This is a genomic window from Pseudomonas sp. Z18(2022), from assembly GCF_036346535.1.
In the GTDB taxonomy this organism is placed as follows: Bacteria; Pseudomonadota; Gammaproteobacteria; order Pseudomonadales; family Pseudomonadaceae; genus Aquipseudomonas; species Aquipseudomonas yamanorum_A.
This window is the reverse complement of record NZ_JAOTOA010000004.1, coordinates 103048-117776: the sequence shown is the minus strand read 5'-3', so window position 1 is coordinate 117776 and position 14729 is coordinate 103048. Positions and strand designations below refer to the sequence as shown.

Here is a 14729-nt window from a genome sequence, read left to right as displayed (position 1 = left end):
AGGGGCGCTGTTGTTTACTTATCGCGAATCGAAAAATTCGCCATATGCTCCAGGCCCTTGATCAGCGCCGAGTGGTCCCAGTTGCCGCCACCGATGGCCGTGCAGGTGCTGAACACCTGTTGCGTACCGGCGGTGTTCGGCAGGTTGATCCCCAGCTCCTTGGCACCCGCCAGCGCCAGGTTCAAATCCTTCTGGTGCAGGTTGATGCGGAAGCCCGGGTCGAAGGTGCCCTTGATCATCCGTTCGCCATGCACTTCGAGGATTTTCGAGGAAGCAAAACCACCCATCAGCGCTTCACGCACCTTGGCCGGGTCGGCACCGTTTTTCGAGGCGAACAGCAGCGCTTCGGCCACCGCCTGGATGTTCAGGGCGACGATGATCTGGTTGGCCACCTTGGCAGTCTGGCCATCGCCATTGCCGCCCACCAGGGTGATGTTCTTGCCCATGGCCTGGAACAGCGGCAGGGCGCGTTCGAAGGTGTGCGGGTCGCCGCCGATCATGATGCTCAGGGTGCCGGCCTTGGCACCGACTTCACCACCGGACACCGGGGCGTCGAGGTAGCGCGCGCCGGTCTCGTTGATCTTCGCGGCAAAGGCTTTGGTGGCGGTGGGCGAGATCGAGCTCATGTCGATCACCACTTTGTTCGGCCCCAGGCCTGCGGCAACGCCGTCGGCACGGAACAGCACATCGTCGACCTGCGGGGTGTCGGGCACCATGACGATGATGAATTCGGCTTCCTGGGCCACTTGCTGCGGGTTGGCCAGGGCCACCGCGCCCGCGTTGATCAGTTCAGCCGGGGCCTTGCCGTGATGCTCGGACAGGAACAGTTGGTGACCGGCCTTTTGCAGGTTGGCGGCCATGGGTTGGCCCATGATGCCGGTGCCGATAAATCCGATTTTAGCCATGACGAAAATCCTCTCTTTATTCGATGTGAGAGCTGCTTTTTGTGGGAGCTGGCTTGCCTGCGATGGCATCACCTCGGTTTAACTGAGAGACCGAGTTGCCTGCGTCGCAGGCAAGCCAGCTCCCACACAAGCCCTGCTTTCACATTGGGTTTTGTGTTGTTCAGTCAGATCGCGTTGTGGCTTTTGAGCCAGCCAAGCCCGGCTTCAGTCGTGGTCAACGGCTTGTACTCACAGCCGACCCAACCCTGATAACCAATGCGGTCCAAATGTTCGAACAGGAAGCGGTAGTTGATTTCACCGGTGCCCGGCTCGTTGCGCCCCGGGTTGTCGGCCAGCTGGATGTGGTTGATCTCATCCAGGTGGTTCGCCATGGTGCGGGAGAGGTCGCCTTCCATGATTTGCATGTGATAGATGTCGTATTGCAGGAACAGGTTGGCGCTGCCCACCTGCTCGCGAATCGACAGGGCCTGCGCCGTGTTGTTGAGGTAGAAGCCCGGAATGTCGCGGGTGTTGATCATCTCCATCACAAGCTTGATGCCCACCGCTTGCAGCTTATCGGCGGCGTACTTGAGGTTGGCGACGAAGGTTTTTTCCAGGGTGGCGTCATCCACACCGGCAGGACGAATCCCCGCCAGGCAGTTGATCTGGGTATTGCCCAGCACCTGGGCGTAGGCGATGGCCAGGTTGACCCCGGCGCGGAACTCCTCGACCCGGTCCGGGTGGCACGCCAGGCCGCGTTCGCCCTTGGCCCAGTCACCGGCCGGCAGGTTGAACAGCACTTGGGTCAGGCCGTGGGCATCGAGTTGCGCCTTGATTTCAGCCGAGCTGAATTCATAGGGAAACAGGTATTCCACACCACTGAACCCCGCGTCGGCGGCGGCTTTGAAACGGGCAAGAAAGTCCTGTTCGGTAAACAGCATGGACAGGTTGGCGGCAAAACGCGGCATGGGGTTCTCCTTAATCGAGCAGTGAAATAGCAGTCGGCGCGTCGTTGCCCACCAGTGCCAGATCTTCGAATTCGTTGACGGCGTTGATCTCGGTGCCCATGGAAATATTGGTCACCCGCTCCAGAATGATCTCGACGATCACCGGCACCTTGAACTCCTCGATCATCTCCTGGGCCTTGCGCAGTGCCGGCTGGATCTGACCCGGCTCGAACACGCGCAGGGCCTTGCAACCCAGGCCTTCGGCGACGGCCACGTGGTCCACGCCATAACCGTTGAGTTCCGGCGCGTTGAGGTTGTCGAAGGACAGCTGCACGCAGTAGTCCATTTCAAACCCGCGCTGGGCCTGGCGGATCAGCCCCAGGTAGGAGTTGTTCACCACCACGTGGATGTACGGCAGCTTGAACTGCGCGCCCACGGCCAGCTCTTCGATCATGAACTGGAAGTCATAGTCGCCGGACAACGCCACGACTTTGCGGGTCGGGTCTGCCTTGACCACGCCCAGCGCTGCCGGGATGGTCCAGCCGAGCGGGCCGGCCTGGCCGCAGTTGATCCAGTGGCGGGGTTTATAGACGTGCAGGAACTGCGCGCCGGCAATCTGCGACAGGCCGATGGTGCTGACGTAGCAGGTGTCTTTGCCGAACACCTGGTTCATCTCTTCGTATACCCGTTGCGGCTTGACCGGCACGTTGTCGAAGTGGGTCTTGCGGTGCAGGGTGGCCTTGCGCTGCTGGCAGTCGTGGAGCCAGGCGCTGCGGTCCTTGAGCTTGCCGGCGGCTTTCCACTCGCGGGCCACTTCAATGAACATGGTCAGGGCGGAACCGGCGTCGGAAACGATGCCCAGGTCCGGGGTGAACACGCGGCCGATTTGCGTCGGCTCGATGTCCACGTGAATGAACTTGCGGCCCTCGGTGTACACCTCCACCGAACCGGTGTGACGGTTGGCCCAGCGGTTACCGATGCCCAGCACCACGTCCGATTTCAGCATCGTGGCGTTGCCATAACGGTGGGACGTTTGCAGGCCGACCATGCCCACCATCTGCGGGTGATCGTCCGGGATCGTGCCCCAGCCCATCAGGGTCGGGATTACCGGGATACCGGTTAACTCGGCGAACTCCACCAGCAGTTCGCTGGCGTCGGCGTTGATCACGCCACCACCGCTCACCAGCAACGGGCGTTCGGCCTGGTCCAGCAGGGCCAGGGCCTTTTCCACCTGGATGCGGGTGGCCAACGGCTTGGCCAGGGGCAGCGGCTGGTAGGCATCGATGTCGAATTCGATCTCGGCCATTTGCACGTCGAACGGCAGGTCGATCAACACCGGGCCCGGGCGGCCGGAGCGCATTTCGTAGAAGGCTTTCTGGAAGGCATACGGCACCTGGCCGGGTTCCAGGACGGTGGTCGCCCACTTGGTCACCGGCTTGACGATGCTGGTGATATCCACGGCCTGGAAGTCTTCCTTGTGCATCCGTGCCCGTGGCGCCTGGCCGGTGATGCACAGGATCGGGATCGAGTCGGCCGAGGCGCTGTACAGGCCGGTGACCATGTCGGTGCCCGCCGGGCCCGAAGTGCCGATGCACACGCCGATGTTGCCGGCCTTGGTGCGGGTGTAGCCCTCGGCCATGTGCGAGGCGCCTTCAACGTGGCGAGCAAGGACGTGATCGATGCCACCGACCTTCTGCAAGGCCGAATACAGCGGGTTGATCGCGGCGCCCGGGATACCGAAGGCGGTGTCGACCCCTTCACGGCGCATCACCAGGACAGCGGCTTCGATTGCTCTCATTTTGCTCATGGTTTTGGTGCCTCTTGCGTTTTGTAATTGTATACAAGTGGTGTTGGTCCGAAGTGTATTCACGGCGAGCGGGGCAGGTCAATCCATTTTCTTGGGTGGCCTTTACGTTCGTCGGAAGGCTTCTGGACAGGAATATTTCGACGTGTGGTGCGTATGTTTCGAAATATTGTATACAAAAAATAAATCTATTGTGTTCTATTTGTTGAATCCGGCTTCTGATCAAACAGAGCCCCACGGCTTTCCCATAACAAGATAAGGACGGCACCCATGAGCGCTTTAACCTTGAAAGTCGCAGTCAGCCTGGCCAGCCATGCCATCACCGCAGGCCGCGCCATTTCGGCGGCGCCGCTGACCATTGCGGTACTCGACAGTGGCGGGCATTTGATTACGTTGCAGCGCGAGGATGGCGCGAGCCTGCTGCGCCCGCAGATCGCCATAGGCAAGGCCTGGGGCGCGATTGCCCTGGGCAAGGGTTCGCGCTTGCTGGCGCTGGATGCGCAGCAGCGGCCAGCGTTTATTGCGGCGTTGAACAGCCTGGGGCAGGGCAGCGTGGTACCGGCGCCGGGCGGGGTGTTGATTCGGGATCAGGCGGGAGTGGTGCTGGGCGCGATCGGGATCAGCGGGGATACGTCGGATATTGATGAGCAGTGTGCGATCAGTGCGATCGAGGGGGTGGGGTTGTTGGCGGATGCTGGGGTGTCTGCTTGATTTGAGGTGACTGATGGATAGTCATCGCAGGCAAGTCCGCTCCCACAGTTGAATGTATTCACAAATCAAAATGTGGGAGCGGGCTTGCCCGCGATGGCGGCGACTCGGTCTCCAGTCAAACCCAGATCGCATCCCACAGAGGGTAGTCGCCAAATTTCTTCACGAGCCCCGCTCTCAAAGGGTTGGCCACGATATACCGGGCTATGCCCTCAAGGCTTTCTTCACGCCGCACGGCATGATCATGGAAGCCCGGTTGCCAAAGGCGCCCTTGACGCCCGGCAACAGCATTTACAATTCGGGTACTTTTGGATTTGACCTGGCGCATAAGGTCCGACAGCGAACCGTTTTCCAGCGAAATCAACCAGTGAAAATGATCAGGCATCACCACCCAGGCCAATGAGGTTGCCAGGCGTTGGCTTTGGGCAATTCTGAACTGCTGTACCACCAGTCTGCCCAGCTTGAAGTCGCTGAATATGGGCTCGCGATGCAGTGTGTTGCTGGTCAGAAGATAAATGCGGTTGGATTCGTTATAGCGCCCTGTGCGCAGACGACATGATGCGGGTAGATCAGGCATTCCGTTGCCCCTTTGCAGAATTGAGTTCTGAAAGGCTAGATGGGAATGTTTTAAGGGGTGTTCCAGGTTTTGGCAGGATGTGTCCGGGAGATAGCTATCGCGGGCAAGCCCGCTCCCACAGGGGACTTCTGTCGTTCATACATTCTGTGTCTGGCACAAATCCACTGTGGGAGCTGGCTTGCCTGCGATGCTCTTCAGTCCGGCTCACACCCTTTAAGCACCAACCGAATAATCGTCTGCGCCGCCGCCTCGTAATCCGCCTCATCCAGCTTGACCTTCCCGGTCACCGCCGAAATCTGCCAGTCAAAATCCGCATACGTCTGCGTTGCCGCCCAGATGCTGAACATCAGGTGATGCGGATCAATCGGCGCAATCAGCCCCCGATCCACCCAGCTCTGGATGCAGTCGATGTTGTGCTTGGCCTGGGCATTCAACTGGTCCACCTGCTCCGGGCTCAGGTGCGGGGCGCCGTGCATGATTTCACTGGCGAACACTTTCGAGGCAAACGGCAAATCCCGGGAGATGCAGATTTTCGAGCGGATGTACCCGCTCAGCACGGCCGAAGGGTCGCCATCGGGATTGAACGGCGTGGAGGCCGCCAGGATCGGCTCGATAATGCTTTCGAGCACCTCGCGGTAGAGGTTGTCCTTGGACTTGAAGTAGTAGTAGACGTTGGGCTTGGGCAGCCCGGCCTTGGCGGCGATGTCGCTGGTTTTGGTCGCGGCGAAGCCCTTGTCGGCAAACTCCTCACTGGCAGCCCGCAGGATCAGTTCTTTGTTGCGCTCGCGAATGGTGCTCATAGACCAGGTCATTCCTTGCCAAGACAGGCGGTCGGGCATGGTAGCACCGGCTTTGCGCAGGGCTCAAGAATCGTGCTGCAGCCCTTGCGTGGCGGGGCGCCCAGCTGACTTTGTCTGTCTTGATGCTGAACGCATTCACGGTCGTACAGGCATGAGCTGTACGCGCTGCTAGAGTTCAGGCAGCGAGCGGCCATTTAGCCTGGCCGCCCCTTCCTGATTTCGGCGTTCGAGAGAGAAACCCGTGGAGAAAAGCAGACGACGTACGTTCGCCTGGGCAGTTGGCACGTTGTTACTGGTAGCGTTGTTGATTGCCCTGGGTTTGCACTTCTTTGCAGGCGGGCACAAAGGCCGGCCTCCCGCCCCCGGCGAACCGGTGGCCGTGGTGCCGGTGGTGTTGCAGGACGTGCCGGTGTATATCGACGCCCTCGGCACCGTCACTCCCACCCGCAGTGTGACCGTGGTCACCCAGGTGGATGGCATCCTCAGCAGCGTGGCGTTCAAGGAAGGCCAGCACGTCACCCAGGGCCAGGTGATTGCGCGCATCGATGACCGTGCCCTCAAGGCCCAACTGGCGGTGGCCAAGGGCACCCTGGCCCACGACCAGGCGGTATTGAGCAATGCCCAGCGCGATCTGGCGCGCTACCGCGAACTGGTCAAGGCCGGTTCCACCAGCCAGCAAACCGTCGACACCCAGGCTTCGTTGGTCCAGCAACAGTTGGGCACCGTGGCCGCCGACCAGGGCAATGTGCAGAACCTTGAAGTGCAGGTCGGTTACTGCACCATCACCTCGCCCGTCGACGGCGTGGTGGGCCTGCGCCTGGTAGACCCCGGCAACTACGTCACCACCACCAGCACCACCGGCATCGTGGTGATTACCCAGATGAACCCGGCCACCGTGGTGTTCGCCGTGCCCGAGGATGACTTGGGTGCAATCAATCAAGCCCTGGGCCGTGGCGCCGTGACGGTGCTGGCCTACGACCGCAATAAAAAAGCCTTGCTGGCCACCGGCAGCCTGTTGGCCCTGGATAACCAGGTGGATACCACCACCGGCACCATCAAGGTCAAGGCGCAGTTCGATGATTCGGGCAATGCGCTGTTCCCCAACCAATTCGTCAATGCGCGCCTGAAGGCCGACACTTTGACCCAGGTTGCCGTGGTGCCCACCCGGGCGATCCAGCATGGCAGCAAGGGTGATTTCGTGTTCGTGGTGAATGGCGACAAGGCCAGCCTGCGCAATATCAAGACCGGCCCGTCCATGGGCGATGTCTCGGCGGTGCTCGAGAATGGGGTCAAGCCGGGCGAGCAGGTGATCACCGAAGGCGCCGACAAACTGGATGACGGTTCGGCCGTGAAGGTCGTCGCCCAGTGAGGATCTGCCGAGCATGAACATTTCGCGGCCCTTTATCGAACGTCCCGTCGCCACCACCTTGATGATGGTCGCGGTGCTGTTGCTGGGGATGCTGGGGTACCACTTGCTGTCGGTGTCGGCCTTGCCCGAAGTCGATTACCCGACCATCCAGGTCTTCACCCAATACCCCGGCGCCAGCCCGGACGTGGTCAGTTCGTCCATCACTGCGCCGCTGGAGCGCCAGCTCGGCGAGATGCCGGGCCTCAAATCCATGAACTCCACCAGCTCCGACGGCGCCTCGGTGGTGACCCTGCAATTCGACCTGTCGCTGTCCCTGGACGTCGCCGAGCAGGAAGTGCAGGCCGCGATCAACGCCGCCGGCACCTTCCTGCCGGCCAACCTGCCGTACCCGCCGGTGTACAGCAAGGTCAACCCGGCGGATGCGCCGGTGCTGACCCTGTCCCTGACCTCCGACGTGCTGCCGCTGACCAAGGTCGAAGACCTGGCCGACACACGCCTGGCGCAGAAAATCTCGCAGATCACCGGCGTGGGCCTGGTGACCATCAGCGGCGGCCAGCGCCCGGCGGTGCGGGTCGAGGCGAACACCTCGGCACTCAATAGCCTGGGCCTGTCCATCGATGACCTGCGCACCTCCCTGGGCACGGCCAACGTCAACCAGGCCAAGGGCAATATCGACGGCAAGTTCCAGGCCTATTCCATCGGCGCCAACGACCAGCTGCAATCGGCCGAGGAATACCGCGACCTGGTGATCGCCTATAAAAACGGCGCACCGATTCGCCTGTCGCAGATCGCCACTTCCACCCAGGGCCCGGAGAACCCGCGTCAGGCCGCGTGGACCAACAGCACGCCGTCGATTGTGCTGAACATCCAGCGCCAACCCGGCGCCAACGTGATCGAAGTGGTCGACCGCGTGCAGCAATTGCTGCCCAAGTTGCGGGCCAGTTTGCCGGGCACCTTGAAGGTCGCTGTGCTCACCGACCGCACCCAAACCATCCGCGCCTCGGTCACCGATGTGCAGTACGAACTGGCCATGGCTATCGGGCTGGTGGTGATCGTGATTTTCGCGTTCCTGCGCAACGTGCCGGCCACGGTCATTCCCGCCGTCACCATTCCGCTGACGCTGGTGGGCACCCTGGCGGTGGCCTATGCATTGGGCTTCTCCCTGAACAACCTGACGCTGATGGCGCTGACGATTGCCATCGGGTTTGTGGTGGATGACGCCATCGTGATGATCGAAAACATCACGCGCTACATCGAGGCGGGGGACTCGCCGCTGGAGGCGGCGCTCAAGGGTTCGGAGCAGATTGGCTTCACGATTATTTCCCTGTCCATCGCTCTGATTGCGGTCATGATCCCGCTGCTGTTCATGGGCGATGTGGTCGGGCGACTGTTCCGCGAATTTGCCATGACCGTGGCCGTGACCATCGTGATCTCGGCGTTCATTTCCCTGACCCTGACGCCGATGATGTGCGCGCGGATGCTCAAGAACAAGCACGAGGAACGCCGTGCGGATTTCTTCGACCGCATCAACACCCACTACGTGCGTGGCCTCGACTGGGTGCTGGCCCACCGCACGCTCACGCTGGTCTCGGTGGTGCTCACCGCCGCGCTGACCCTGGTGACCCTGGTGATCATGCCCAAGGGCTTTTTTCCGGACCAGGACACCGGCCTGATCCAGGGCATTTCCCAGGCCGCGCCCACGGTGTCCTTCCAGCAGATGCAGACCGAACAGCAGCGCCTCGCCGCGCGAATCCTCAAGGACCCTGCGGTGCAAAGCCTGTCGTCGTTCGTTGGCATCGACCAGACCAACCCGACCATCAACCAGGGCAACCTGCTGATCAACCTCAAGCCCCGGGGCGAGCGTGACAGCGCCACCGAAGTGATCCGCCGGCTTTCCGATGCCAACGCCGACGACGCCGGCATCCGCCTGTACCTGCACTCGGTGCAGGACCTGACCCTCGATGCCACGGTGTCCACCACCAGCTACCGCCTGGGCCTGCAAGCCACCGACCCGGGCGAGCTGGAGCAATGGACCACCAAGCTGCTGGCGGCGATCAAGCAAGACCCGATGTTCACCGACGTGCAAAGCCAGGCGATGCAGTTCGGCAACCAGATCCAGCTGACGTTTGACCGCGCCACCGCCTCGCGCCTGGGCATCACGCCCCAGGCGATCGACGATGTGCTGTACGACGCCTTCGGCCAGCGCCAGGTCTCGACGATTTATACCCAGCTCAACCAGTACCACGTGGTGATCGCCACCGACCATCCGCCGCGTAACTTGCCGGACCTGCTCACGGGCTTGTACGTAGACATCCCCGGTGGCGGGGTGGCGCCGCTGTCGAGCATGGCAACCATGCAGGTGGTGCGTACGCCCGTGACCATCAACCGTTTGGGCCAGTTTCCATATGCCGACGTGTCGTTCAACCTCGCCCCCGGCCAGACCCTTGGCGCGGCGGTCACGCGGCTCAAGGACATCGAGGCCAAGGTCGGCTTGCCGCTTTCGGTGCAGGCCAATCTTGAAGGCGCAGCGGCCACGTTCGAGCAGTCGCTGTCGAACCAGGTGTTCCTGGTGGTGGCGGCGATTGTGGTGGTGTACCTGATGCTGGGGATTCTGTACGAGAGCTTCGTGCACCCGGTGACGATCCTTTCGACGCTGCTGTCGGCGGCGCTCGGGGCCTTGCTGGCGCTGCTGGTGACCGGTACGCAGTTCGACATCATCGGCTTGATCGGCATTGTGCTGCTGATCGGCATCGTGATGAAAAACGGCATCATGATGGTCGACTTCGCCTTGGAGTTACTACGTGAGGGCGGCCTGAGCCCTGTGGCGGCGATTCGTCAGGCGGCGGAGTTACGGTTCCGGCCGATCCTGATGACCAGCATGGCCTCGCTGTTCGGCGCAGTGCCGCTGGCGCTGGGCACGGGGATTGGCTCGGAGCTGCGTCACCCGCTGGGCATCGCGATCATTGGCGGGTTGTTGCTCAGCCAACTGCTCACGCTGTTTTCCACCCCGGTGATCTTCCTTGCCATGCACAGCCTGGGGGAGCGCTTCAGCCGCCGCCCGGCTGAAGCGGTCTGATGGCGATGAACCTCAGCGCGCCGTTTGTTCGCCGCCCCATTGCAACCACGTTGATGGCGGCGGGCCTCGCGCTGTTTGGCGCACTGGCCTTCATGCTGTTGCCGGTGGCGCCGCTGCCGGAGGTGGATTTCCCGACCATCAGCGTCAGCGCCTCGTTGCCCGGCGCTGACCCGACCACCGTCGCCAGTTCGGTGGCAACGCCGCTGGAGCGCGAGTTCGGGCAGATCGCCGGGGTCACGCAGATGACTTCGTCCAGCAGCCTTGGCTCGGCGCGGATCATCTTGCAGTTCGACCTGAACCGCGACATCGACGGCGCCGCCCGTGATGTGCAGGCCGCGATCAACGCTGCCCGCAGCAACCTGCCCAGCGACCTGTCCGGCAACCCGACGTACCGCAAGGTCAACCCGGCGGACTCGCCCATTTTGATCATCAGCCTGACCTCCGACAGCGCCACGCCGGGGCAGATGTATGACGTGGCCTCGACCCTGCTGGAGCAGAAGCTGTTGCAGACCACCGGGGTCGGTGACGTGACGGTGGGCGGCGGCGCACTGCCGGCGGTACGGGTGGAATTGAACCCCGACCGGCTCAACCAGTACGGCGTCAGCCTGGAGCAGGTGCGCCAGGTGATCAACGCCTCCAACGTCAACTTGCCCAAGGGCAACGTGGCCATTGGTGACCGCAACTATGGCATTGCCGCCAACGACCAGTTGCTCGATGAGAAGGACTACGGGCCGCTGGTGGTCAAGGCCCACAACGGCGACCTGATCCATATCGCCGACCTTGGCTACGTGCGCGAAGACGTGCAGGACCTGCGCAACTTCGGCCTGTCCAACGGCAAGCCGGCGGTGCTGCTGGTGGTGTTCAAGCAGCCAGGGGCCAACGTGATCGAGACGGTGGACGCGGTGAAAGCCTCGCTGCCGTTTTTGCAAAGCTCGATCCCGGCGACGATCAAGCTCGACTTGCTGATGGACCGCACCACCACCATTCGCGCTTCGTTGCACGACGTGGAGGTGACGTTGCTGGTGTCGATCCTGTTGGTGACCCTGGTGACGTTCGGCTTCTTCCGCGACTGGCGCAGCACCCTGGTGCCGGCGATCGTGGTGCCGCTGTCGCTGCTGGGCACCTTTGGCGCGATGTACTTTCTTGGCTACAGCCTGAACAACCTGTCCCTCATGGCGCTGACCATTTCTACCGGCTTTGTGGTGGACGATGCGATCGTGGTGGTGGAAAACATCATGCGTCACCTGGAGCGCGGCAAGACCCGGGTGGAGGCCGCACTGGAAGGGGCGCGTGAAGTCGGCTTCACGGTGCTGACCATCAGCGTGTCCCTGGTGGCGGTGTTTATTCCGCTGCTGCTGATGGGCGGGATTGTCGGGCGGTTGTTCCGCGAGTTCTCGGTGTCGCTGTCGGTGGCCATCGTGATCTCGATGCTGATCTCCCTGACCGTCACGCCGATGCTCGCCAGCGTGCTGCTGCGCGCGCCGAAAGAGATTCACGCAGGCAACGAACACCCGGATTCGCGCTTTCACCGCTTCTACGATCGCACCCTGGGTTGGGTGATCGACCATACGGTGCTGATGGGCTTTGTCACGGTGCTGGTGATCGTCCTCGCCGGCGTGCTGTACGTGCTGGTGCCCAAGGGCTTCTTTCCCCAGGAAGACACCGGCCGCTTGCAGGGCAGCATCCTGGCGAACCAGAGCATTTCCTACGGTGCGATGCAGAAGGACTTCACCGAGATCAACCGCAAGGTGATGAAAAACCCGAATATCGAAACCGTCGCCGGGTTTGTCGGCGGCGGCGGAGGCGGCGGCGGGGCGGTCAACAGTGCGCAGATGTTTGTATTGCTCAAGCCCTTGGGCGAGCGCAAGGACAACGCCACGGAGATCATCGGGCAAATCCGCCGCAGCCTCGGCGACCTGCCGGGCACCAAGCTGTATTTGCAGTCGGCCCAGGACATCACCGTGGGTGGCCGGCAAAGTGGCGCACAGTATCAATACACCCTGACCGCCGATGACCAGGAATCCCTGGATGAATGGGTGCCCAAGGTGGTGGAGGTGCTGCGCAAATTGCCGCAACTCACCGACCTGAATACCGACCAGCAGGACAACAGCCTGCTGGCCAATGTGCAGATCAACCGCGACACGGCGGCGCGCCTCGGGGTGAGTATCTCGGCGGTGGACCAGGCGCTGTACGACGCCTTTGGCCAGCGCCAGGTCGCCACCCTGTATCGCGCGGCCAACCAGTACCACGTGGTGATGGAAATCGCCCCGGAGTACTGGACCGACCCTTCGGCGCTCAAGGGCATTTATGTGCCGACCGGCACCCAGGCCACGACCACCAAAGGCACCACGGCGGCGCCCAGCCTGACCACCGAACAGACCCTGGTGCCGCTGTCGGCGCTGGCGGATAACACGGTGGCGCGCACGGCGATTTCCATCAGTCACCAGGGCACGTTCCCGGCGGTGACGGTGTCGTTCAACCTGGCGCCGGGCACGTCCATCGGCCAGGCCACGGCGATGGTGGATGATGCGGTGAAGCAACTGCGCATGCCCGCCAGTGTGGTGGGCCAATTTGCCGGTACGGCCCAGGTGTTCCAGTCCTCGGTGGCCAGCGAACCGTTGCTGATCGTCGCCGCGTTGCTCTCGGTGTATATCGTGCTGGGCATCCTCTACGAAAACCTGATGCACCCGCTGACCATCCTCTCGACCTTGCCCTCGGCCGGTGTCGGTGCGTTGATCGCCTTGCTGCTGACCGGCACCGAGCTGTCGATCATTGCGCTGGTGGGGGTGATTCTGTTGATCGGCATCGTGAAGAAAAACGCGATCATGATGATCGATTTCGCGATCACCGAGCGGCGGGAGTTCGGCCTTACGGCGAAGGAAGCGATTCGCCGGGCGTGCCTGATCCGTTTCCGGCCGATCATGATGACCACCCTGGCGGCGATCCTTGGCGCGCTGCCGCTGGTGCTGGGCACCGGCTACGGTTCGGAACTGCGCCGGCCGTTGGGGATTTCGATTATTGGTGGCCTGCTGTTCAGCCAGGTGCTGACGCTGTACACCACCCCGGTGATCTACCTGTGGCTCGACCGGGCGTCACAGCGCCTGGGTCGGCGTAAGGAAGCAAGGTTATGAACGTGAAATACAGCGTGCTTTGCATCAGCCTGCTGCTCGGCGGCTGCATGGTCGGGCCCGATTACCAGAAGCCCGCCATGGAGCTGCCGCAGACCTTCAAGGAAGGCGCCCAGTGGCAGCGCGCGGCGGCCAACCCCCAAGGGGCGATGGACAGCCAGTGGTGGCTGGCGTATCAGGACCCGGTGCTGAACGACCTGGTGGCGCGGTCGGCCAAGGCCAACCAGTCGATCATCGCGGCGGAGGCGGCTTATCGTCTGGCCCAGGCGCAAGTGGCGTCCAGCCGGGCCGGGTTGTGGCCGACGGTGGGCGTAGGGTTGTCGGGCTCACGGGGAACGGCAGGCAGCGGCAGCGGTACGTCGAGCACCGTTACCAACTCTGGCGGTATAGAGAACAGTGTCAGCGCCACCTTGACCGCCAGCTGGGAGCCGGACCTGTGGGGCCTGGTGCGGCGCGGGATAGAGTCCAGCCAGGCCACGGCCCAGCAATCCGACGCGTTGCTGGCCGGGGTACGGCTGTCCATCAGCTCCAGCGTGGCGAGCAACTACCTTGCGCTGCGGCAGATGGATATCGACGTGCGCCTGTTGCAGCAACAGCAGAAGATCAACCAGCAACTGCTGGACATGATCCAGGTGCAGTTCACCCAGGGCGTCGCCACCAACGACCAGTTGCTGGTGGCCCAGGACCAGCTCACCACCTCGATTGCCGACCTGCAGACCTCCCTGCGCGACCGCGAGCAATACGAACACGCACTGGCGGTGCTGGTGGGCGTGGCGCCGAGCGAGTTTGCCGTGGCAGCGCGGGATGACTACACCTTCGTGCTGCCGCGCCCGCCGCTGACCTTGCCGTCAACCCTGCTGCAACGGCGTCCCGACGTGGTGGCGGCGGAGCGCTCGGCCGCGGCGGCCAACGCGAAAATCGGCGTGGCCGAAGCCGCGTTCTTCCCGACCCTGGACCTCACCGCCGAGGCCGGTTATCGCGGCAGCGCGCTGGGCGGGTTGTTCTCCCTGCCCAACCGCATCTGGACGTTGGGCCCGGCGCTGGCGCAAACCCTGTTCGACGGCGGCGCCCGTGAGGCAGCGGTCAAGCAGGCCGAGGCCAGCTATGACCAGATCGCCGCGACCTACCGCGGCACCGTGCTCAGCGCCTTGCAGAACGTCGAAGACAACCTGTCGGCGATCAACCACCTGCAAACCCAGGCCGATGCCTTCCAGCAGGTGTACCAGCGCAACCGGCAACTGTTCGGCAGCCAGCAAGCGCAACTGCGCGCCGGCACTGTCAGCCAGGAAGCCGTGCTGACCCAGCAGCTGGTATTGCTGCAGGCCGAGCAGAATCTTCGCGACACCCAGGGCCAACTCAGCCAGGGCAGTGTGGCGCTGATCCAGAGCCTTGGCGGTGGCTGGCACGTCGACGGACGCTGACAGGCTCGCCTGCCC

General features: G+C 62.7%; 10 protein-coding genes. 5 read left to right on the top strand and 5 right to left on the bottom strand.

Translation table 11 applies throughout. From position 1 onward, the window contains the following. Positions 1 to 14: 14 nt before the first annotated feature. The 3 genes from V3W39_RS11290 to gcl all read right to left on the bottom strand — a co-directional run bounded on the left by V3W39_RS11290 (position 15) and on the right by gcl (position 3638). Complete coding sequence (locus V3W39_RS11290; RefSeq protein ID WP_010166211.1) at positions 15 to 905, bottom strand: 2-hydroxy-3-oxopropionate reductase; 891 nt, start codon at positions 903 to 905, stop codon at positions 15 to 17. 164 nt (positions 906 to 1069) lie between these two features. Beyond that, a complete protein-coding gene (gene hyi / locus V3W39_RS11285) occupies positions 1070 to 1852 on the bottom strand; it encodes a hydroxypyruvate isomerase (RefSeq protein WP_330212644.1) in 783 nt (260 codons plus the stop codon). A gap of 10 nt (positions 1853 to 1862) precedes the next feature. After that, positions 1863 to 3638 (bottom strand): glyoxylate carboligase, encoded by a 1776-nt coding sequence (gene gcl, locus V3W39_RS11280; protein WP_063028181.1) that lies wholly within the window; start codon positions 3636 to 3638, stop codon positions 1863 to 1865. Between the two features lie 267 nt (positions 3639 to 3905). Between gcl and V3W39_RS11275 the strand changes: the two genes are divergently transcribed. Continuing rightward, the gene (locus tag V3W39_RS11275; RefSeq protein ID WP_177043080.1) at positions 3906 to 4346 is read left to right on the top strand and encodes a GlcG/HbpS family heme-binding protein; all 441 of its coding nucleotides are present in this window, start codon (positions 3906 to 3908) and stop codon (positions 4344 to 4346) included. A gap of 115 nt (positions 4347 to 4461) precedes the next feature. Here the strand turns inward: V3W39_RS11275 and V3W39_RS11270 are convergent, their stop codons facing one another. After that, the gene (locus tag V3W39_RS11270) at positions 4462 to 4920 is read right to left on the bottom strand and encodes an REP-associated tyrosine transposase (RefSeq protein WP_177043081.1); all 459 of its coding nucleotides are present in this window, start codon (positions 4918 to 4920) and stop codon (positions 4462 to 4464) included. 194 nt (positions 4921 to 5114) lie between these two features. Then, a complete protein-coding gene (locus V3W39_RS11265; protein ID WP_330212643.1) occupies positions 5115 to 5720 on the bottom strand; it encodes a TetR/AcrR family transcriptional regulator in 606 nt (201 codons plus the stop codon). 241 nt (positions 5721 to 5961) lie between these two features. Here V3W39_RS11265 and V3W39_RS11260 point away from each other — a divergent pair, with 241 nt between their 5' ends. Genes V3W39_RS11260 through V3W39_RS11245 form a run of 4 tightly spaced genes read left to right on the top strand, consistent with a single transcriptional unit; the run spans position 5962 to position 14714 of the window. Then, complete coding sequence (locus V3W39_RS11260) at positions 5962 to 7089, top strand: efflux RND transporter periplasmic adaptor subunit (protein WP_177113573.1); 1128 nt, start codon at positions 5962 to 5964, stop codon at positions 7087 to 7089. A gap of 13 nt (positions 7090 to 7102) precedes the next feature. Next, on the top strand, positions 7103 to 10165 hold the full coding sequence (locus tag V3W39_RS11255; protein WP_330212642.1) for an efflux RND transporter permease subunit: 3063 nt from the start codon (positions 7103 to 7105) through the stop codon (positions 10163 to 10165). A 5-nt stretch (positions 10166 to 10170) separates the two neighbouring features. After that, on the top strand, positions 10171 to 13296 hold the full coding sequence (locus V3W39_RS11250; protein WP_177077409.1) for an efflux RND transporter permease subunit: 3126 nt from the start codon (positions 10171 to 10173) through the stop codon (positions 13294 to 13296). Next, positions 13293 to 14714, top strand: coding sequence for an efflux transporter outer membrane subunit (locus tag V3W39_RS11245; RefSeq protein WP_330212641.1), 1422 nt, complete (start codon positions 13293 to 13295; stop codon positions 14712 to 14714). Before V3W39_RS11250 ends, V3W39_RS11245 begins: the two co-directional genes overlap by 4 nt. Positions 14715 to 14729 lie beyond the last annotated feature (15 nt).

What these genes read in the sequence shown, in the direction of transcription:
- V3W39_RS11265 (WP_330212643.1), bottom strand. Translation starts at nt 5,720, where the DNA reads ATGAGCACCATTCGCGAGCGCAACAAAGAACTGATCCTGCGGGCTGCC.
- V3W39_RS11275 (WP_177043080.1), top strand. Translation starts at nt 3,906, where the DNA reads ATGAGCGCTTTAACCTTGAAAGTCGCAGTCAGCCTGGCCAGCCATGCC.
- V3W39_RS11290 (WP_010166211.1), bottom strand. Translation starts at nt 905, where the DNA reads ATGGCTAAAATCGGATTTATCGGCACCGGCATCATGGGCCAACCCATG.
- gcl (WP_063028181.1), bottom strand. Translation starts at nt 3,638, where the DNA reads ATGAGCAAAATGAGAGCAATCGAAGCCGCTGTCCTGGTGATGCGCCGT.
- V3W39_RS11245 (WP_330212641.1), top strand. Translation starts at nt 13,293, where the DNA reads ATGAACGTGAAATACAGCGTGCTTTGCATCAGCCTGCTGCTCGGCGGC.
- V3W39_RS11270 (WP_177043081.1), bottom strand. Translation starts at nt 4,920, where the DNA reads ATGCCTGATCTACCCGCATCATGTCGTCTGCGCACAGGGCGCTATAAC.
- V3W39_RS11255 (WP_330212642.1), top strand. Translation starts at nt 7,103, where the DNA reads ATGAACATTTCGCGGCCCTTTATCGAACGTCCCGTCGCCACCACCTTG.
- hyi (WP_330212644.1), bottom strand. Translation starts at nt 1,852, where the DNA reads ATGCCGCGTTTTGCCGCCAACCTGTCCATGCTGTTTACCGAACAGGAC.
- V3W39_RS11250 (WP_177077409.1), top strand. Translation starts at nt 10,171, where the DNA reads ATGAACCTCAGCGCGCCGTTTGTTCGCCGCCCCATTGCAACCACGTTG.